Origin of the sequence: uncultured Stenotrophomonas sp., assembly GCF_913778665.1 — a bacterium.
In the GTDB taxonomy this organism is placed as follows: domain Bacteria; phylum Pseudomonadota; class Gammaproteobacteria; order Xanthomonadales; family Xanthomonadaceae; genus Stenotrophomonas.
In genome coordinates, this window is the sequence record NZ_CAJYVQ010000002.1 from 712,525 (window position 1) to 729,807 (window position 17,283).

Annotated in this window: 17 protein-coding genes and 1 tRNA gene; 11 read left to right on the plus strand and 7 right to left on the minus strand. The window is 67.0% G+C overall.

All coding sequences use genetic code 11. The features are described 5' to 3' along the window. The first annotated feature begins 23 nt into the window (after positions 1 to 23). Positions 24 to 1,433, plus strand: a complete 1,410-nt coding sequence (gene hemN / locus QZ853_RS04205; RefSeq protein WP_295571139.1) for an oxygen-independent coproporphyrinogen III oxidase — start codon at positions 24 to 26, stop codon at positions 1,431 to 1,433. Positions 1,434 to 1,458: 25 nt separating this feature from the next. Here the strand turns inward: hemN and QZ853_RS04210 are convergent. Continuing rightward, positions 1,459 to 1,545, minus strand: a tRNA-Leu gene (locus QZ853_RS04210). 131 nt (positions 1,546 to 1,676) lie between these two features. Between QZ853_RS04210 and QZ853_RS04215 the strand changes: the two genes are divergently transcribed. From QZ853_RS04215 to QZ853_RS04230, 4 genes are all read left to right on the plus strand, one after another. Beyond that, positions 1,677 to 2,111 carry a BLUF domain-containing protein gene (locus QZ853_RS04215; RefSeq protein ID WP_295570971.1) on the plus strand — a complete coding sequence of 145 codons (435 nt, stop codon included), beginning with the start codon at positions 1,677 to 1,679 and terminating at the stop codon, positions 2,109 to 2,111. A gap of 143 nt (positions 2,112 to 2,254) precedes the next feature. Continuing rightward, positions 2,255 to 3,547: a nucleotide sugar dehydrogenase gene (locus QZ853_RS04220; protein ID WP_295570973.1), complete on the plus strand. Its 1,293-nt coding sequence runs from the start codon at positions 2,255 to 2,257 to the stop codon at positions 3,545 to 3,547. Between the two features lie 55 nt (positions 3,548 to 3,602). After that, positions 3,603 to 5,225, plus strand: a complete 1,623-nt coding sequence (locus QZ853_RS04225; protein ID WP_295570975.1) for an FMN-binding glutamate synthase family protein — start codon at positions 3,603 to 3,605, stop codon at positions 5,223 to 5,225. A 78-nt stretch (positions 5,226 to 5,303) separates the two neighbouring features. After that, positions 5,304 to 5,765 carry a GNAT family N-acetyltransferase gene (locus tag QZ853_RS04230; protein ID WP_295570978.1) on the plus strand — a complete coding sequence of 154 codons (462 nt, stop codon included), beginning with the start codon at positions 5,304 to 5,306 and terminating at the stop codon, positions 5,763 to 5,765. Positions 5,766 to 5,852: 87 nt separating this feature from the next. Here QZ853_RS04230 and QZ853_RS04235 read toward each other — a convergent pair whose 3' ends face one another. Beyond that, positions 5,853 to 7,103, minus strand: coding sequence for a TIGR03862 family flavoprotein (locus QZ853_RS04235; protein WP_295570980.1), 1,251 nt, complete (start codon positions 7,101 to 7,103; stop codon positions 5,853 to 5,855). Next, positions 7,090 to 7,524, minus strand: coding sequence for an FKBP-type peptidyl-prolyl cis-trans isomerase (locus QZ853_RS04240; RefSeq protein WP_295570982.1), 435 nt, complete (start codon positions 7,522 to 7,524; stop codon positions 7,090 to 7,092). The genes QZ853_RS04235 and QZ853_RS04240 overlap by 14 nt, the downstream gene beginning before the upstream one ends. A gap of 69 nt (positions 7,525 to 7,593) precedes the next feature. Here QZ853_RS04240 and QZ853_RS04245 point away from each other — a divergent pair, with 69 nt between their 5' ends. From QZ853_RS04245 to QZ853_RS04260, 4 genes are all read left to right on the plus strand, one after another. Continuing rightward, positions 7,594 to 7,959 carry a DUF6164 family protein gene (locus QZ853_RS04245; protein ID WP_295570984.1) on the plus strand — a complete coding sequence of 122 codons (366 nt, stop codon included), beginning with the start codon at positions 7,594 to 7,596 and terminating at the stop codon, positions 7,957 to 7,959. A gap of 94 nt (positions 7,960 to 8,053) precedes the next feature. Continuing rightward, complete coding sequence (locus QZ853_RS04250) at positions 8,054 to 8,821, plus strand: sulfurtransferase (protein ID WP_295570987.1); 768 nt, start codon at positions 8,054 to 8,056, stop codon at positions 8,819 to 8,821. A 211-nt stretch (positions 8,822 to 9,032) separates the two neighbouring features. After that, positions 9,033 to 10,028: an LLM class flavin-dependent oxidoreductase gene (locus tag QZ853_RS04255; RefSeq protein ID WP_295570989.1), complete on the plus strand. Its 996-nt coding sequence runs from the start codon at positions 9,033 to 9,035 to the stop codon at positions 10,026 to 10,028. Positions 10,029 to 10,096: 68 nt separating this feature from the next. Next, positions 10,097 to 10,594 (plus strand): pyridoxamine 5'-phosphate oxidase family protein, encoded by a 498-nt coding sequence (locus tag QZ853_RS04260; RefSeq protein ID WP_295570990.1) that lies wholly within the window; start codon positions 10,097 to 10,099, stop codon positions 10,592 to 10,594. A gap of 89 nt (positions 10,595 to 10,683) precedes the next feature. Here the strand turns inward: QZ853_RS04260 and QZ853_RS04265 are convergent, their stop codons facing one another. After that, the gene (locus QZ853_RS04265; protein WP_295570992.1) at positions 10,684 to 11,343 is read right to left on the minus strand and encodes an exopolysaccharide biosynthesis protein; all 660 of its coding nucleotides are present in this window, start codon (positions 11,341 to 11,343) and stop codon (positions 10,684 to 10,686) included. Continuing rightward, positions 11,327 to 12,631 carry a hemolysin family protein gene (locus QZ853_RS04270; protein WP_295570994.1) on the minus strand — a complete coding sequence of 435 codons (1,305 nt, stop codon included), beginning with the start codon at positions 12,629 to 12,631 and terminating at the stop codon, positions 11,327 to 11,329. The genes QZ853_RS04265 and QZ853_RS04270 overlap by 17 nt, the downstream gene beginning before the upstream one ends. A gap of 292 nt (positions 12,632 to 12,923) precedes the next feature. On the opposite strand from QZ853_RS04270, the gene QZ853_RS04275 reads away from it, so the two are divergent. Both QZ853_RS04275 and QZ853_RS04280 read left to right on the plus strand, forming a co-directional pair. After that, the gene (locus QZ853_RS04275) at positions 12,924 to 13,550 is read left to right on the plus strand and encodes a DUF47 family protein (RefSeq protein ID WP_004152833.1); all 627 of its coding nucleotides are present in this window, start codon (positions 12,924 to 12,926) and stop codon (positions 13,548 to 13,550) included. A 13-nt stretch (positions 13,551 to 13,563) separates the two neighbouring features. Beyond that, positions 13,564 to 14,685, plus strand: a complete 1,122-nt coding sequence (locus QZ853_RS04280; RefSeq protein ID WP_197596921.1) for an inorganic phosphate transporter — start codon at positions 13,564 to 13,566, stop codon at positions 14,683 to 14,685. A gap of 331 nt (positions 14,686 to 15,016) precedes the next feature. On the opposite strand, the gene QZ853_RS04285 is transcribed toward QZ853_RS04280, so the two are convergent. After that, positions 15,017 to 16,510, minus strand: coding sequence for a S10 family peptidase (locus tag QZ853_RS04285; protein WP_295570997.1), 1,494 nt, complete (start codon positions 16,508 to 16,510; stop codon positions 15,017 to 15,019). Positions 16,511 to 16,619: 109 nt separating this feature from the next. Further along, entirely contained in the window at positions 16,620 to 17,198 is a 579-nt protein-coding gene (locus tag QZ853_RS04290) for a GNAT family protein (protein ID WP_295570999.1), read from the minus strand. Positions 17,199 to 17,283: the final 85 nt, after the last annotated feature.

Consider the following 17,283-nt stretch of genomic DNA (forward strand, 5'->3'; position numbering starts at 1 on the left):
CCGCCCGGCGCGATGCTGGCGGCATGGACACGTTCTCTCCCGCCGCCGGTGGCCTGGCCTGGACCTTCGACCCCGACCTGTTGCGCCGGCACGACCGGCCCGGGCCGCGCTACACCTCGTATCCGACCGCGCCGCACTTCCACGATGGCTTTGGCGCCCCGGCCCTGCGCCAGGCAATCGCCGACAGCAACCGGCAGGCGCGCGCGCTGTCGCTGTATGTGCACGTGCCGTTCTGCTCCAGCCCCTGCTTCTACTGCGGCTGCAACCGGGTGATCACCCGTGATCGCGGCCGCGGTCATAGCTATGTGTCGCGCGTACTGGCCGAGGCCGACCTGCTGGCGCCGCAGTTCGAGGACGGCCGCGAGGTCATCCAGCTGCACCTGGGCGGTGGGACGCCGAACTTCCTCGATGCCGAGGCGATGACCACGCTGGTGCAGGGCTTGCGCCGTCGCTTCGACTTCAGTGATTCGCCGCAGCGCGACTTTTCGATCGAACTTGACCCGCGCTTCATCGATACCCGTGACGTGGCGATGCTGGCGCGGCTGGGCTTCAACCGGGCCAGCCTGGGCGTACAGGATTTCGATCCGCTGGTGCAGGCGTCGATCAACCGCATGCAGGGCGTGCAGCAGACGCTGGACATCCTGCAGGCCTGCCGCGACAGCGGCATGCGATCGGTCAACGTCGACCTGATCTATGGCTTGCCCGGACAGAGCCTGCAGGGGTTCGGTCGCACCCTGGAACGGGTGCTGGCGCTGCGCCCGGATCGCCTGGCAGTCTACGGCTATGCGCACCTGCCGCATCTGTTCCGCGCACAGAAGCAGATCGACGAAAGCCGGCTGCCTTCGCCGGAAGACAAGCTGGCGCTGCTGGGCCTGGCGGTGGAAAAGCTGTCCGCTGCGGGTTACCAGTACATCGGCATGGATCATTTCGCGCTGCCGGAAGAGGACCTGTCGCGCGCACAGCGGGCCGGCCAGCTGCACCGCAACTTCATGGGCTACACCACCCATGCCGACACCGACCTGCTCGGTCTTGGGGTCAGTGCGATCAGCCACATCGGCGCCACCTACAGCCAGAACCCGCGCGACCTGCCGTCGTGGGAAGACGCGGTGGACCAGGGCCAGCTGCCGGTCTGGCGCGGTGTCGCGCTGAGTGCCGACGACCAGCTGCGCGCCGACCTGATCCAGCAGTTGATGTGCCAGGGTGAGGTGGATGGGGCCGTCCTGGGCCAGCGCCACGGTGTTGAATTCGAGCGGTACTTTGCCGAGGACCTGCGTTCGGTGCAGCGGCTGCAGGAAGATGGCCTGGCCGAGTACCGCGATGGCGTGGTGCGCGCCAGCGAGCCGGGCCGGCCGCTGCTGCGCCTGCTGGCGATGTGCTTCGACCCGTACCTGCGCGCTGCACATGCGCAGCCACGCTATTCGCGTGCGATCTGATCGATCCGTTGCGCAACGCGCACGCTGGTGCCCGGAGCCGGAATCGAACCGGCATGGGGTCGCCCCCGGCGGATTTTAAGTCCGATGCGTCTACCAGTTTCGCCATCCGGGCCTGCAGCGCGGCGCCGATTGTAGCCCAGCTGCGGCGCGCCAGCGGAAATGCGGGAAGCCGGCCGCGTGCTTAACTGTTTTCCTTGTTCATGTCATAGTCCCAGCCATCGTTCCCAGGGGGGGAGCCACCTGATGTCGCTGCACGCGATTGCCTATGCCAGTGAGGCCCGCGCCGATCTGCAGACAACCGATCTTGATCGCCTGCTGGCTGATGCCACGACTTTCAACCGTGTAGCCGGTGTCACCGGTGTGCTGATGTTCGATGGCCGCCGCTTCCTGCAGTACCTGGAGGGCCCTGAAGATGGCATCGACTCGGTGTTCCAGCGCATCGTCAATGCGCGCAGCCATGGGCAGATAAAGATGCTGTGCCGTGCACCGGTGGCGCAGCGCGTGTTCCCGCGCTGGTCGATGGGCACGCGGCGGATCGAAGCGGACCTGCTGGAACAGATCGTCGGAGCGGCGTGGCCGGGTTTCCTGCTCGGCAATGGCGGTTTCGAGCGCCTGCTGCTGGCCTGGACCGGCGCTGACGGTGAGCTGGAGCCAGCAGCGGTCGCGCTGGGCTCCTGAGCCTGCCTTGGCGGCAGGGCGCCGGGGCCGTTAGGCTGTAGCCTTTCTGGTGCGGGTTTCCCCGGAGTGGTACAGCGAATGAGTGGGTTGGCCGAAGCCATCGCAGCGCGCCTGCGGTTTGATCCGGTACACGGGATGTGCCGATGAGTGCGCCGGTTGCGGTTGCGGCGGCGGTGGCGCCGCGGTTCGCGGTGATCGGGCTGGGCTATGTCGGCCTGCCGTTGGCGGTGGCGTTCGGACGGCACTGGCCGACGCTGGGCTTCGATATCGATGCCGGGCGCATCGCCGAGCTGCGCAGCGGCCAGGACCACACGCTGGAGATGGAGGCCGACGAGCTGGCCCGCGCGCAGCACCTGCAGTACGGCAATGATCCGGCGCTGCTCGATGCCTGCAATGTCTACATCGTTACTGTGCCGACGCCGATCGATGCCTACGAACAACCCGACCTGGAGCCGTTGCGTTCGGCCAGCCGGTTGATCGCCACGCATCTGCGCGCGGGCGACCTGGTGATCTACGAATCCACGGTGTATCCCGGCACCACCGAAGAGGTCTGCGTGCCGCTGCTGGAGCAGGGCTCGGGCCTGTGCTTCAACCAGGACTTCTTCTGTGGCTACAGTCCGGAACGGGTCAGTCCCGGCGACCGTCAGCGACGGCTGGCCGACATCCGCAAGATCACCTCGGGCTCGACGCCGGAGGTTGCTGAGGTCATCGATGGGTTGTACCAGCGCATCATCGCGGCCGGCACCTTCGCCGCGCCGTCGATGCGCGTGGCCGAAGCGGCCAAGGTGGTCGAGAACATCCAGCGCGACGTGAACATCGCTTTGGTCAATGAGCTGGCGCTGATCTTCGACCGGCTCGGCATCGATACCCAGGACGTGCTGGATGCGGCGGGCAGCAAGTGGAACTTCCTGCCGTTCCGGCCCGGCCTGGTCGGCGGCCACTGCATCGGCGTGGACCCGTACTACCTGCTGCACAAGTCCGAAAGCGTGGGCTATCACCCGGACCTGATCCATACCGCGCGGCAGGTCAACAACCGCGTTGGCGAACACGTGGCGGCGCGGGTGCTGGCGATGCTTGCCGAGCGCGGCCGCGCCCCCGCACAGGCACGCATCATGGTGCTGGGCGTGACGTTCAAGGAGGACTGCCCGGATCTGCGCAACAGCCGCGCACTGGAACTGGCGCAGCGCCTGCGCGGGGCCGGCGCCGAGGTGGAGGTGAGTGACCCATGGGTGGGCCCGGCGGCCCTGGCCGAGGCCGGTGTGCAGTGGCTGGCCGAGCCGATCGCCGGCAGTTACGACGCGGTGGTGCTGGCGGTGGCCCACGCCCGTTTCAAGGCGATGGACGAACACGCGATCCGCGGCCTGCTGGCGCCCGGTGGGCTGGTCTACGATGTGAAATCGGCCTGGCCGCGCAACGTGGTTGACGCTCGTCTGTAAGCCCTGTCGACAGGCACCGCGGTAGACTCGGGGGCAGTTGCAACCGAGGAAAGCCATGCACCGGTACATCGTCTACCTGCTCGCCATCCTGATGTTCCCGATATGCCTGTGGCTGGCCACGCTGTGGCCGGCCTGGTACTGGGGCGTCGGCCTGACTGCCGCGATGGTGGCGCTGGGGACCTGGGACCTGCTGCAGAAGCGCAGCACGCTGCGCCGCAACTATCCGGTGATGGCGCACTTCCGATACGGGCTCGAATCGATCGGCCCGGAAATCCGCCAGTACTTCGTGCAGAGCGACCTGGAGGATGTGCCGTTCTCGCGGCAGCAGCGCGCGCTGATCTACCAGCGTGCCAAGAACGAGATGGACACGGTGCCGTTCGGGACCCTGCGCAGCACCTACGCGGTGGACTACGAGTGGATCAACCATTCGCTGGCGCCCACCACCATTGCCAAGCACGACTTCCGCGTGCTGATCGGCCCGACCTGCGCCAAGCCCTATTCGGCCAGCGTGTTCAACATCTCGGCGATGAGCTTCGGCTCGCTGTCGGCCAATGCGATCCGCGCTTTGAACGAAGGCGCGCGTCGCGGTGGCTTCTACCATGACACCGGCGAAGGCTCGATTTCGCCGTATCACCGCGAAATGGGTGGTGATCTGGTGTGGGAGATCGGCTCGGGCTATTTCGGCTGCCGTGACGAAAAGGGCAGCTTCAGCGAAGAGCGCTTCGTTGCCAACGCCACGCATGATCAGGTCAAGATGATCGAGATCAAGCTGTCGCAGGGTGCCAAGCCAGGCCACGGCGGTGTGCTGCCGGCGCCGAAGGTGACCGCCGAGATCTCTGTGACGCGCGGCGTACCGATGGGCGTGGACTGCGTGTCGCCGTCGCGCCACTCCGCGTTTTCCACGCCGGTTGAATTGCTGCAGTTCGTCGCGCGCCTGCGCGAGTTGTCCGGTGGCAAGCCGGTCGGCTTCAAGCTGGCCATCGGCCATCCGTGGGAGTGGTTCGGTATCGCCAAGGCGATGCAGGAAACCGGCCTTTTGCCGGACTTCATCGTGGTCGATGGCGCCGAAGGTGGCACCGGTGCGGCACCGGCGGAGTTCGTTGACCATGTCGGCGTGCCGATGCACGAAGCGTTGCTGCTGGTGCATAACACCCTGGTCGGCCTCGACCTGCGCGAGCGCATCCGCATCGGCGCGGCCGGCAAGATCACCAGTGCTTTCGACATCGCGCGCACCATCGCGCTGGGCGCCGACTGGTGCAATGCCGGGCGGGGTTTCATGTTCGCGCTGGGCTGCATCCAGTCGCTGAGCTGCCACACCGACAAATGCCCGACCGGTATCGCTACCCAGAACCCGGCGCGCTGGAAGCACCTGGATGCACCGGACAAGGCCACCCGCGTGTACAGCTACCACGAGCACACCCTGCACGCGCTGAAGGAGCTCCTGTGCGCCGCGGGCCTGAACGACCCGGCGGAGCTGGGCCCGGAGCACATCCTGCGTCGTGTTTCGCCCGTCGAGATCCGTTCGCTGGCGTCGCTGTACCGTTACCTGGAACCGGGCGAGCTGCTGCACAAGGTGCCGGATCACGCCGTATTCCATGCGTTCTGGGCCGACGCGCGCAGCGATTCGTTCCAGCCACCACCGAAGATCCAGGCATTGCGCGCCAGCAAGTCGCGATGACGCTCCCGTAACGTCGAGCTTGCTCGACGGCCTTGCTGTTCAGTACAGTCGAGCAAGCTCGACGCTACAAGAGATGTCATGCAGTTCAGGACCGGCACCATGGACGATGTGGCAGCGCTGTGGGCACTGCGCACGCGCTGCGTGCGCGAGTCCTGCAGCAGCCATTACCCCGCCCAGGTGATCGCACCCTGGTCGGCCTCGCCGCCACCGTCGCACTATGCGCGGCTGCTGGGGCAGGGCGGTTGCGTGGTGGCCGAGGATGCGCAGGGCGCGCTGCTTGGATTCGGCGTCTTCGATGCCGATGCCAATGAAGTCGATGCCTTGTTCGTTGATCCGGATCGTGGTGGCCAGGGCATCGGCCAGGCGCTGATGCAGCGATTGCTGGCCATGGCCGATCGCGGGCGTGAGGTGGTGCTGTCGGCCTCGCTCAACGCAGTGCCCTTCTACCACCGGCAAGGCTTTGTCAGCGTGCGCGAAGAGGCCTATCCGCATCCCAGCGGCGTGGCGCTGGCGTCGGTGAGCATGCGCCGGCCTTGGTAGGGTAGAGCCGAGCTTGCTCGACTGCTTTTGATTCAAGCCGAGCATGGGCTCGGCTCTACCACGCAATGCAGCCGAGCAAGCTCGACTCTACAGCGCCGGTTTCAACCACCCGATCACGCCTTCCGCCGCACGCAGGCCGCTGGCATAGCACGCGGTCAGCAGGTAGCCACCGGTCGGCGCTTCCCAGTCCAGCATCTCACCGGCGCAGAAAACGCCGGGCAGGGCGCGCAGCATCAATCCCTCATCCAGCGCGTCCAGTCGTACGCCGCCGGCCGTACTGATCACCTCGGCCATCGGCCGCGGCCGCAGCAGGCGCACTGGCAGCCGCTTGAGTGTGGCCACCACCATAGGCAGATCGTTGCCGGCGTCCTTGCCCAGGCGTTCGAACACCAGCGCAGCCTTCACCGCATCGACGCCGGCCTGGCGGCGCAGGTGCTCGCCGAAGCTGCGGCCCTTGCGCGGGCGCGACAGGTCGGCCAGCAGGCGCGCTTCGTCGCGGCCGGGCACCAGGTCCAGCCACAGCGTGGCGTGGCCGTCGCGGTTGATGGTCTCGCGCAGATCGGCCGCCAACGCGTAGATCAGGCTGCCCTCGATGCCGTACTCACTGGCCACGCACTCACCCTGCAGCGACTGCGGCTGGCCGGCCAGATCGATCCAGTGCGCCACCACCGCCTTCAGCGGCGTGCCGGCATTGCGTTGGATGAACATCGCCGTCCAGTCCACGTCGAAACCGCAGTTGGCCGATTGCAGTGGCGCGATGTCGACGCCGCGCGCCTGCAACGGCGCGACCCAGGCGCCATCGCTGCCCAGCTGCGGCCAACTGCCGCCACCGAGGGCCAGCACGGTGGCGCCGGCATGGACATCAACCTCGCCGTCTTCGGTACTGAAGCGCAGCGCGCCATCGTCGCCCCAGCCGGTCCAGCGATGGTTCGCATGTAGGCGCACGCCCTGTTCCTTCAGCCGGCGTACCCAGCCACGCAGCAGCGGCGCGGCCTTGCGGTCGACCGGGAACACGCGGCCGGAGCTGCCCACGTAGGTCTCCACGCCGAAACCCGCCGCCCAGTCGCGCAGCGCCTGCGCGTCGAAACCGTCCAGCCAGCGGCCGACTGCGGGGGCCTGCTCACGGTAGCGGCTGTCGAACAGCGGGCGTGGATCGGAATGGGTCAGGTTGAGCCCACCCTTGCCGGCGATCAGGAACTTGCGGCCGGGCGAGCCCTTGGCCTCGTACAGGTCGACTTCCAGGCCGGCCGCGCGCAGGCGTTCGGCGGCGAACAGGCCGGCCGGGCCACCGCCGATGACGGCGACCCGCGGTGGCGGAGCGGTATTACGGTTTGACATCGAGCAGCTCGACGTCGAACACCAGCGACGAGCCGGCCGGGATCGGGCCGACGCGGCGGTCGCCGTAGCCGTAATCCGGCGGGATCATCAGGGTGCGCTTGCCGCCGACTTTCATGCCGGCCACGCCCTCATCCCAGCCTCGGATGACCTGGCCGGCGCCGAGCGTGAAGGTGAACGGTTCTCCACGGCCGACCGAGCTGTCGAAGGTCTTGCCGTGCTTGTTCTCGGTGCGGTTGTCGTAGATCCAGCCGGTGTAATGCACGGTGACCTTGCTGCCGGCGACGGCCTCGGCACCGGTGCCGGGCACCTTGTCGATGCGCTCGAAGGTGGTCAGCGTGCCACCCGGCGGCGGACCGGACGGCTCGGTCGAGCAGCCAGCGGCGGCGAGTGACAGCAGCAGGGGAAGCAGCAGGCGGCGCATCGGGCGTCTCCGGAAGGGCGCAGGGCGAGGGCGGCAAGGGTAGCGCATCGGCGCAGGTATCATGGGCGCATGGCAAAACTTCTGCTCAATCTGCGCAACGTCGGCGACGACGAATATGCCGATGTCTGCACGCTGCTCGATCAGCACGGCATCGCCTGGTACCGCACCGAACCCAGCCCCTGGGGCATTTCCAACGGCGGCCTGTGGCTGCGCGAGGACGCTGACCATCCGCGCGCCAAGGCGCTGATGGCCGACTACCAGGCCGCGCGGGGCGTGCGGGTGCGTGCAGAGCGCGAGCAGGCGCTGCGCGATGGCACCGCCGAGACCTTCGCCAGCCTGTTCCGGCGGCGCCCGCTATACGTGGCGCTGGTGCTGCTGGCGATGGCCGGCGCGGCGGCGCTGGTGCTGCTGCCGTTCATGCTGCTGCGCGGCTAAAGGGTCGGATCCGTCTGCTGCGCAGAGGACTCTGATGCCTGAATTCGTGAACGTGGAATCTGACCCCGGCGCGCACTGGCGCTAAAATGGCTGGATGATCGCCAACACCGCCGCCTACCATTTCGCCGTCATCGACGCCCCCCAGGCCCTGCGCGACCAGCTGCTGGAGCGTGCTGAGGCGGCCGAGCTGCGCGGCACGATCCTGGTGGCCGGCGAGGGCCTGAACCTGTTCCTGGCCGGCGCGCCCGACGCGATCGAAGGCTTCTACGCAGCGCTCCGCGAAGACGCGCGCTTCGCTGACCTGCGGGTCAAGACCAGCCTCAGCGAACACCAGCCGTTCGCGCGGCTGAAGGCCAAGGTGAAGGACGAGATCATCAGCTTCCGCCGTGATGACGGCCAGCCGCTGGACTTTCCGCGTGCGCCGGCCGTTGATCCGGCAACCGTGCAGCGCTGGCTGCGGCAGGGCCATGACGATGCCGGCAAGCCGGTGGTGATGCTCGATACGCGCAACCTGCAGGAGGTGGAGTACGGGACCTTCAAGGATGCGCTGGTGCTTCCCATCCACAAGTTCACCGACCTTCCCGAGGCGCTGGCACCGCACCGCGAGGCGCTGAAGGACAGTACCGTGGTCAGTTTCTGTACCGGTGGCATTCGTTGCGAGAAGGCCGCGCTGTGGATGCTCAACGACGGCATGGACAACGTGCTGCAGCTCGACGGTGGCATCCTCGGCTACTTCGAGGAAGTGGGGGGCGAAGGCTACGAGGGCCGCTGCTTCGTGTTCGACGAGCGCGTGGCACTGGATGCCGGGCTGAAGCCGATGGTCGACCAACCGCTGCCGGAGCCGCGCCCCAGCGCGTTCTGACCCGCCCTGCGGGAAATGCCGATTTCCCGGTGAAGCCGGTCGTTGCTCGGCTGCCGCGGCACCCAGCCTGCCGGCCAGCGGGCGGCACGACCGGATCAAGCCCTGCGGACGCTGAGCCCGTCCCGCGGGAATCAGCATTCCGCCACCGTCACTGGCCGTTGCGCCCGGCCGACCCCATCACAAGGGGAATCCTGTGACGGAATACCGCCTGATGATCCCGTTGTCGATTCTCGACCTGGCCCCGGTCTGCGAGGGCAGTGACACCACCGCCGCCTTCGCCAACATGCTGGAACTGGCCCAGCATGCCGATGCGCTTGGCTACCGCCGCTACTGGCTGGCTGAACACCACAACATGCCTGGCATCGCCAGTGCGGCTACCGCCGTGCTGATCGGCCATGTGGCCGGGAGCACGAAGCGCATCCGCGTGGGTGCCGGCGGCATCATGCTGCCCAACCATGCGCCGCTGCAGGTGGCCGAGCAGTTCGGCACGCTGGCGTCGCTGTATCCGGACCGTATCGACCTTGGCCTGGGCCGCGCGCCGGGCACCGACCAGCCGACGGCGCGGGCCTTGCGTCGCTACTTCGACAGCGCCGACCAGTTCCCGCAGGACGTGCGCGAACTGCTGCACTACTTCGAGCCGGTGCAACCCGGCCAGGCCGTGCAGGCCGTGCCGGGCGGGGGCCTGCGGGTGCCTACCTGGATCCTCGGTTCGAGCCTGTTCGGCGCGCGCATGGCCGCCTCGATGGGCCTGCCGTACGCGTTCGCTTCGCACTTCGCGCCCGACGCGATGGACGAAGCCCTTGCTGTGTACCGCCGCGAGTTCCGCCCGTCGGCGACCCTGAAGCAACCGCACGCGATGCTGGCGCTGAACGTAGTCGCCAGCGACAGCGAAGCCGAGTCACGCCGCCTGTTCACCAGCCAGCAACAGAGTTTCGTCAATCTGCGTCGTGGGCGCCCGGGCAAGATTCCGGCGCCGATCGACGATATCGAGTCGTTCTGGGAACCGCATGAAAAGCTGGGCGTGGAGCGGGCATTGGCCTGCACCGTGCTGGGTGATCCGCAACAGGTGGCCGAGGGCATCGCTGCCTTCGTCGAGCGGCACGCACCCGACGAACTGATGCTCACCGCCAACCTGTATGAGCATCGTGCGCGCCTGCGTTCGTTCGAGCTGGCGATGCAGGCCTGGCACGCCCGCCACGCGGGCTGAACAATTGCGTCACGGCCCATTGCGGTCGATGCGCGTCTGATGGGGGCCCGACACCGATGGAGCCCCCCATGGCCGATACGCACGCCGAACACATTGCCCAGCTGGCCGAACTGATCCAGGACGTGGAGGTGGCGATGTTCACCACCACCGGCGTTGACGGGCGCCTTTACAGCCGGCCGCTGGCCACCCAGCAGGTCGCCTTCGACGGTGATCTTTGGTTCGTGATCACCGCCGACAGCCCGAAGGTGGCCGAGATCGCGCTCGATCCGCGGGTCAACGTGGCTTACGCATCACCGTCCAAGAACACGTATGTATCGGTGTCAGGCCGTGCGCGCGTGGTTGACGATCGCGCGAAGATCGAGGAGCTGTGGTCGCCTGCGATGAAGCTGTTCTTCCCTGGAGGCAAGGACGACCCCAACCTGCGCCTGATCCATGTGCGTGCCGACAGTGCCGAGTACTGGGATGGCCCGGGCACGCTGCTGGGCAAGGCGCTGACGTTCGTGTTGTCGGCGGTGCAGGACGACCCGGCACCGCTGGCCGATAACGGGTTCATTGATCTGCGTTGAGGTTTCGCCCCGCCGGGCATGGCCCGGCGCTAGCGGGCGCGCATCGTGTGTAGCGCCGGGCCATGCCCGGCGAGCGCAGCGGTCGTCTTTCAGAACCAGCGCTGCACCAGATCCACCGTATAGCCCACCAGCTGTCCCGAGCTGAAGCCGAAGAAGGCGATCGCCGCCAGCGCTGCGATCCAGTTGAACAGCATCAGCGCGCCATCGCGCTCCAGCAGCGCCAGCGCAAACAGCAGCAGCTGGAAGCCGAACAGGAAGTTGGTGAACGGAATCGGCAGCGACAGCAGGACACCCAGCAGCACCAGCAACAGGCCGGTGAATGCGTGCGCCGGCAGCGGGGTCAGCAGCTGCGGCAGGCGCGGTTTGAGCATCTTGTCCAGGCGCCGCAGCGGCCGTTCGATGCGGTCGAGGAAGCGGTGCATGGTGCCGCGCTTCGGTCCGCGACGTGCGATGAAGCCCGGCAGCCAGGGGCGGCGGAGGCAGCACAGCATCTGCAGGCCGATGAGGATCACCAGCGGCCCGCTGACCGCACCGCCCATGCCCGGGATCGGGATGAACGAGGGCAGGATGGCGACGAACAGGAACACACCGAAGGCGCTCTGCTGCAGGTTGCAGAGGATGTGGCCGAGCGGCATGTGCTCGGTGGGCTCGCCGGAGGCGAACATCTCCAGCAGGGTGCGGATGCCCTCGTTGCGGTAGGCCCGGCGATCAGCGCGCGGGCCTTGGCCGGCCTCAGGCGGTGAGCTCATCGGCCTGCTCGTCGGACAGTGTGCGCAGCAGCAGCTTGTCCACGCGCGCCCCGTCCAGGTCGACGATCTCGAAGCGCCAGCCGGCCCAGTCGAAGTATTCGCCCGCATGCGGAATGCGGCCGAAATAGTGGATGCACATGCCGGCCAGCGTGTAGTAGTCGCCATCCTCGGCATCGGGCAGGTCGTTGCTGCCGATCAGCTCACGCAGGTCCTCGATCGGCAGCGAGCCATCCACCAGCAGCGAGCCATCCTCGCGGGTCACCACCAGCGCATCCTCGTCGGCGTTCTCCACCGCCTGCAGGCGGCCGACCACCGCGCCCATCAGGTCGCTGATGGTCACCAGCCCCTGGATCTCGCCGTACTCATCCACCACCAGTGCCATCGACTGCTGTTCCTCGCGGAAGATTTCCAGCAGCTTCATCGCGTGGGTCGATTCGGAAACATACAGCGGCTCGCGCAGGGTCTGGAACAGCGCGGTGTCGCCGCGCGCCATGCGCGTGGCCAGTGATTTCAGTTCGAGCACGCCGACCACGTCCATGTCATTGTCGCGGTACACCGGATATCGCGAGAACTCGTGTTCGGCCATGATTTCCAGGTTGCGCTCCAGACCGGCCTGGGTGTCCAGCCACGCGATACGGTTACGCGGCGTCATCAGGCTGTCGGCGGTGCGGTCGCCCAGGCGCATGACGCGGTTCATCATGTCGCGCTCGTGGGCGTCGATCACGCCGGCCTCGTGGCTCTCGGCGACCAGCATGCGGATCTCTTCTTCGGTCACCGAGGCGACCTCATCCTTGCCCAGGCCGAACAGGCGCAGCACCAGCTGGGTGGTCTTGGACAGCAGCCAGACGAAGGGTAGCGCCAGCTTGGCCAGCCAGCTCATCGGCATCGCCACCAGGCCGGCAATGGCCTCCGAACGGGTCAGCGCCAGGCGCTTGGGCACCAGTTCGCCGAAGATCAGCGTGATGAAGGTGATCAGGCTGACCGCCAGCGCGGTACCGATGTTGCCGGCATAGGCGAAGCCCGGCATCAGGCCCTGGATCCAGCCGGCGAAGGCCTCGCCCAGTGCTTCACCGCCGAGGTAGCCGGTCAGCACGCCGATCACGGTGATGCCGATCTGCACGGTGGACAGGAAGCTCTCCGGCTTCTCCGACAGTTCCAGCGCCTTGGCGGCGCGCTTGGAGGTGGCGGCCATCTGCTTCAGGCGGCTCTTGCGCGAGGTCATGACCGACATCTCGGACATGGCGAAGAAGCCGTTCAGCAGAACCAGCGCGAAGACAATCAGGATCATTTCAAACACGGGCATCGTCCCCGGTTGGTGGCAGGGAGGGCGTGTGCTTGCGATGGCGGCAGGCGCTCAGGAACGGGATCCGGCGCGGCGCAGGGGGATAAGGGTCGTCGTCCATAAGGTGCGCCCGAAGGCGCGCTGGCATCTTAGCAAAGGGGCGTGGCCGGATGGCAACTGCCTGTTCAGGTTCGGGCTTCCATGCCCCGAAAAGGGGGCAGGGATACCCGAGATGGTCATCTAGCCGTCATAATTCCGTCTGGTGCCGTCCTTCCCGCGACGGCTGACAGGTTTCTCAATGTTCTCTCTGCAGACCATTTTCGGTTCCGGCAAACAGTTCTACACCCTGCTTGATGAGGCCGCCGTCGCGGCGTCCGACGCCGCCAAGGCGCTGCATTCCATGCTGCGCGAGGCCGATCGCCAGCCCGCGCTGGACGCCTTCAAGCTGGCCCGCCTGCGCGAGCGCGCGGCCTCGGACAAGATCAGCCAGGCGCTGGTGGACAGCTTCATGACCCCGATCGAGCGCGAAGACATCGAAGCGCTGGGCTCGGCCCTGTACAAGATTCCCAAGCAGATCGAGAAGTTTGCCGATCGCTATTCGTTGGCTACGACCCACCTGGAGCACATCGACTTCGCGCCGCGCGCGGCGATGCTGGAACAGGCGGCGGGCGTGGTAGTGGAGATGGTGGCCGACCTGCGCCACATGAACCTGGACCGGATGACCGCGCTGAACGAGAAGCTTCGCTCGCTGGAGAACGAGGCCGACCGGCTGATGCTCGAGCTGTACCGCGACATCTATTCCGGCCGCCTGGACAACCTGCAGATGTTCCTGCTGAAGGAATTCTTCGAGATCCTGGAAAAGGCCATCGACCGTTGCCGCGAGGCCGGCGTGGTGGCTTACCAGATCGTGTTGAAGAACAGCTGACGGACGCCGCCGCATGTTGACCCTTGTCCTGGTGGTGATCCTGGCCGCACTCGTCTTCGAGTTCATCAACGGCTTCCACGACACCGCCAACTCCATTGCCACCGTGGTCGCGACCAAGGTGCTCTCGCCCGGCTGGGCGGTGATGCTGGCCGCCTTCATGAACCTCATCGGTGCGCTGACCGGCACCGCGGTGGCGTTGACCATCGCTTCGGGCCTGCTCAACACCAACGTGGTCGAGGTCACCCCGCAGGTGATCCTGTGCGCGCTGCTGGGCGGCATCATCTGGAACCTGATCACCTGGTGGAAGGGCCTGCCATCCTCATCCTCGCATGCGCTGATCGGTGGCCTCTGCGGCGCCGGCCTGGCCGCGGCCCACAACAACTGGGACGCGCTGATCTGGTCCGAGCGCCTGGGCAGCTGGGCGCAGAACAAGGGCCTGCTGTGGAAGGTGTTCGTGCCGATGATCACCTCGCCGATCGCCGGTTTCCTGCTTGGCATCGTGGTGATGGTGCTGCTGTGGGGCCTGATCGCCGGCCTGGCCAAGATCGGTGGTGCCATCGGTCGCCTGGCCCGTCCGCGCATCGTCAATGCGTTCTTCGGCAAGGCCCAGATCGCCTCGGCGGCCTACATGGGCTTCGCCCACGGCCATAACGATGCGCAGAAGACCATGGGCATCATCGCCATGACCCTGATCGGCGCCGAAGCCACCGGTGCGTTGAACGACCTGCCGTCGTGGCTGGCCTTCATGCACCCCGACGCGCACGCCGGTGACGGCATCGCGATGTGGATCGTGCTGACCTGTGCGGTGGTGATGGCTGCCGGTACCGCTTCGGGCGGCTGGAAGATCATCAAGACCCTGGGCCACAAGATGGTCAAGCTGCACCCGATCCACGGCTTCGCCGCGGAGACCAGCTCGGCCACGATCCTGACCTTGGCTGCCCACTTCGGCATGCCGGTCTCGACCACGCACAGCATCTCCACCGCGATCATGGGCGTGGGCTTCGCCAAGAACCCGCGATCGCTGAAGTTCGGCGTGATCGAGCGCATCGTCTGGGCCTGGATCCTGACCATCCCGGCGGCAGGTGGCTGTGCGTACCTGATCCTGAAGCTGTTCGAGCTGTTCGGCTGGACCTGATCTGCACGCACACGTTGCACAAAAAAAGCCCGCCGTATTCCGGCGGGCTTTTTTCATGGGCAGATCATTCTTCCGTATCAAGCGTGTCGACCAAGGTCGACACCCACCAGAGCAGTGCACGACGCCGTTCCGACAGTTCGCGGAGATCTGTCGAAGGCGGGGTGGGGCCGGTTGTGGGGGTGTCCGCGGCATGGATGCCGCGGCCAAGCCCCCAGGGACGGGTTTACGGCGTCCCCCGCAACCGGCCCCACCCCGCCCAACCACGGAAAGCCCGCATTTGCCCTTGCCGTTGCCGTCAGCGGGTGCCGGGCCGCAGGCCCGGCCGCCCCCCTCAATTGCGCTGGAACAGCGCCTGCACATCCTTGCGGAACGCCGCCTGGCTGTCGGCGCGGCTGTAGAACATGTGCCCGCCCGGATAGCTGCGCACCTGCACCCGGTTCGGGTTGCTGCCCATCGCCGGCATCTGGTCCACGGTCAGGATCGAACCCATGAACGGGCACGACAGGTCGTTCCAGCCATGCACGATCAGCACCTGCAGATTCGGGTCGATCGCCACCGCCTGGCGCAGCTGGGTCACCGCGCCCTGACGCAGCTCGCCGTTGCGGTCCCACAGCCGGTTCACCTCGTAGTTCAGCGCCTGGTAGCGCGCATCCACCTTCCAGCCGACCACGCGCGTTACGAAGTCGACCATCGCGGTGGTGGTCGGCGCGATGATGCTGTCCAGCAGCGGATCGTTGGCGCGCTGCTCCGGATCGTTCGGGAACGGATCGAAGGCGGTCACGTTGGAATCGTAGCGGCTGCCCAGCGTGCCCTTGTCGCGGAACACCTCGCGCAGGTAGGCCTGGGTTTCCAGGCGGCCGCCGGCACGGCGCACGAATTGCGGGTCCAGTCCGGTCAACTCGGTCACCCGGCGCAGCATCGCCTCGGTCGCCTGCGGGTCGCTGCGGCCCTTCATCAGCGCGTTGGCATAGTCCCCGCGGGTGTACTCGACCACCTCGCGCATCGCCTCGTCGGTCAGCTTGCCCTGGCGCTCCAGGTGCGCTGCAGCGATCGACGGCAGCGTCTGCATCCACGCCATCGGCGAAACGTCGGCGTTGTCCTCCAAGGTCGGGCTCAGGTAGGGCGAGACCAGCACCAGACCGTTCATCGCCACGCCCAGCCGGGTCTGCAGGAAGTGGGTGATGCGCGGGCCGCGATAACCGCCGTAGCTCTCACCGGTCAGGTACTTGCGCGAGGCCATGCGCTGGTTGCGCAGCAGCCAGTCGTAGATCGAGCGCGACAGGTATTCGATATCGGCGCCGGGGTTGTACAGCTGCTTCTTCGCTTCGTCGTCGCCGATGCGGGCGCGGCTGAAGCCGGTACCGACCGGATCGATGAACACCAGGTCGGTGAAGTCCAGCCAAGTGCCCGGGTTGTCATGCAGCGTGGCCGGTGCCGACGCGCTGTCACCCTCCGAACCGAAGGTCACCACTTTGGGGCCGATCGCGCCCATGTTGAGGTAGACCGACGAGGCGCCGGGGCCGCCGTTGAGCGCGAAGGTAACCGGCCGGTCCTTGCCCGGCATGGTGTAGGCGGTGAACACCACGTCGGCGATCACCTTGCCCTTGTCATCGCGCACCGGCAGGGTGCCGACCGTGGCAGTGTAGTCGAGGCTGCGTCCGGCCAGGCGCATGCTCTGGCGGACTGAGGCGTCGGCCGGCAGCGCGGGCGCCTCGCTCTTGTCATCCTTCGGATCGGGCTTGGCGTCGGCCGGTGCGGCCAGCACGCTGGCAGGGGCGATGAGCAGGCCGACGCAGAGCGCGGCAGTGTGCAGCAGGGACTTCATGGCACCGTATCGGCAGCGGAAGGGGGCTCCGATGCTAGGCGGGTAATGCCCGGGCCGTATGTGTCCAAAGGCATGGCCACGAGCTGCAACGGCTTGCGGCCAGATTGGGTCAAGCGGGCAGGGCGGTTGTCGCCTCGTCGTCAGCCAGCAGGCCGTAGACGGCCGAGTCCGAAAGTTCGCCCTGGATGCGCCAGCGCTGGCGCAGCACCCCCTCGCGGTGGAAGCCGAGGCGGTCAAGCACGCGGGCCGACGGCACATTGCGCGGGTCGATCTCGGCCTCGATGCGGTGCAGGTGCAGGGTTCGGAACAGATAGGCCAGCGTCTGCTGCAGGGCCTCATGCATGTAGCCCTGGCCTTGGCGGTCGGGTGCCAGCAGATAGCCGATCTCCGCCCGCGCAGCGTCACGATCGATGGCAAACACCACACAGATGCCCAGCAGCGGTCCGTCCAATGATTCGCGCACGGCCAGCTTCAGCTGGGTACCGATGGCGTGCGCGGCAAGATCGTCGTCGATCTGTTCGCGGGCCTCGGCCGGACGTGTCCAGGCCGGGTGGTTCCACCAGCGCATCACCTCCGGGTCGGATTGCAGCGTGAACAGCGCGGCGGCGTCGTCACGGCGGATCGGGCTCAGGACCAGCCGGGCACTGTGCAGCGGCAGGTCGGGGAACAGCAGCGAGTGGCTGGCCAATACGATGGTCCACGCGGGTGGACGCGCATTATGGCGCCGCCGGGTTTGCCGATGGCGGCGGGATGGGGCCGGGCGCCCGAACCGG

Excerpts from the sequence above, each read along its gene's own strand:
- QZ853_RS04270 (WP_295570994.1), bottom strand. The coding sequence starts at position 12,631 with ATGATCCTGATTGTCTTCGCGCTGGTTCTGCTGAACGGCTTCTTCGCC.
- QZ853_RS04285 (WP_295570997.1), bottom strand. The coding sequence starts at position 16,510 with ATGAAGTCCCTGCTGCACACTGCCGCGCTCTGCGTCGGCCTGCTCATC.
- QZ853_RS04225 (WP_295570975.1), top strand. The coding sequence starts at position 3,603 with ATGCACCGGTACATCGTCTACCTGCTCGCCATCCTGATGTTCCCGATA.
- QZ853_RS04265 (WP_295570992.1), bottom strand. The coding sequence starts at position 11,343 with ATGAGCTCACCGCCTGAGGCCGGCCAAGGCCCGCGCGCTGATCGCCGG.
- QZ853_RS04220 (WP_295570973.1), top strand. The coding sequence starts at position 2,255 with ATGAGTGCGCCGGTTGCGGTTGCGGCGGCGGTGGCGCCGCGGTTCGCG.
- QZ853_RS04250 (WP_295570987.1), top strand. The coding sequence starts at position 8,054 with ATGATCGCCAACACCGCCGCCTACCATTTCGCCGTCATCGACGCCCCC.
- QZ853_RS04240 (WP_295570982.1), bottom strand. The coding sequence starts at position 7,524 with ATGCGCCGCCTGCTGCTTCCCCTGCTGCTGTCACTCGCCGCCGCTGGC.
- hemN (WP_295571139.1), top strand. The coding sequence starts at position 24 with ATGGACACGTTCTCTCCCGCCGCCGGTGGCCTGGCCTGGACCTTCGAC.
- QZ853_RS04235 (WP_295570980.1), bottom strand. The coding sequence starts at position 7,103 with ATGTCAAACCGTAATACCGCTCCGCCACCGCGGGTCGCCGTCATCGGC.
- QZ853_RS04255 (WP_295570989.1), top strand. The coding sequence starts at position 9,033 with ATGATCCCGTTGTCGATTCTCGACCTGGCCCCGGTCTGCGAGGGCAGT.
- QZ853_RS04215 (WP_295570971.1), top strand. The coding sequence starts at position 1,677 with ATGTCGCTGCACGCGATTGCCTATGCCAGTGAGGCCCGCGCCGATCTG.
- QZ853_RS04280 (WP_197596921.1), top strand. The coding sequence starts at position 13,564 with ATGTTGACCCTTGTCCTGGTGGTGATCCTGGCCGCACTCGTCTTCGAG.
- QZ853_RS04230 (WP_295570978.1), top strand. The coding sequence starts at position 5,304 with ATGCAGTTCAGGACCGGCACCATGGACGATGTGGCAGCGCTGTGGGCA.
- QZ853_RS04245 (WP_295570984.1), top strand. The coding sequence starts at position 7,594 with ATGGCAAAACTTCTGCTCAATCTGCGCAACGTCGGCGACGACGAATAT.
- QZ853_RS04275 (WP_004152833.1), top strand. The coding sequence starts at position 12,924 with ATGTTCTCTCTGCAGACCATTTTCGGTTCCGGCAAACAGTTCTACACC.
- QZ853_RS04260 (WP_295570990.1), top strand. The coding sequence starts at position 10,097 with ATGGCCGATACGCACGCCGAACACATTGCCCAGCTGGCCGAACTGATC.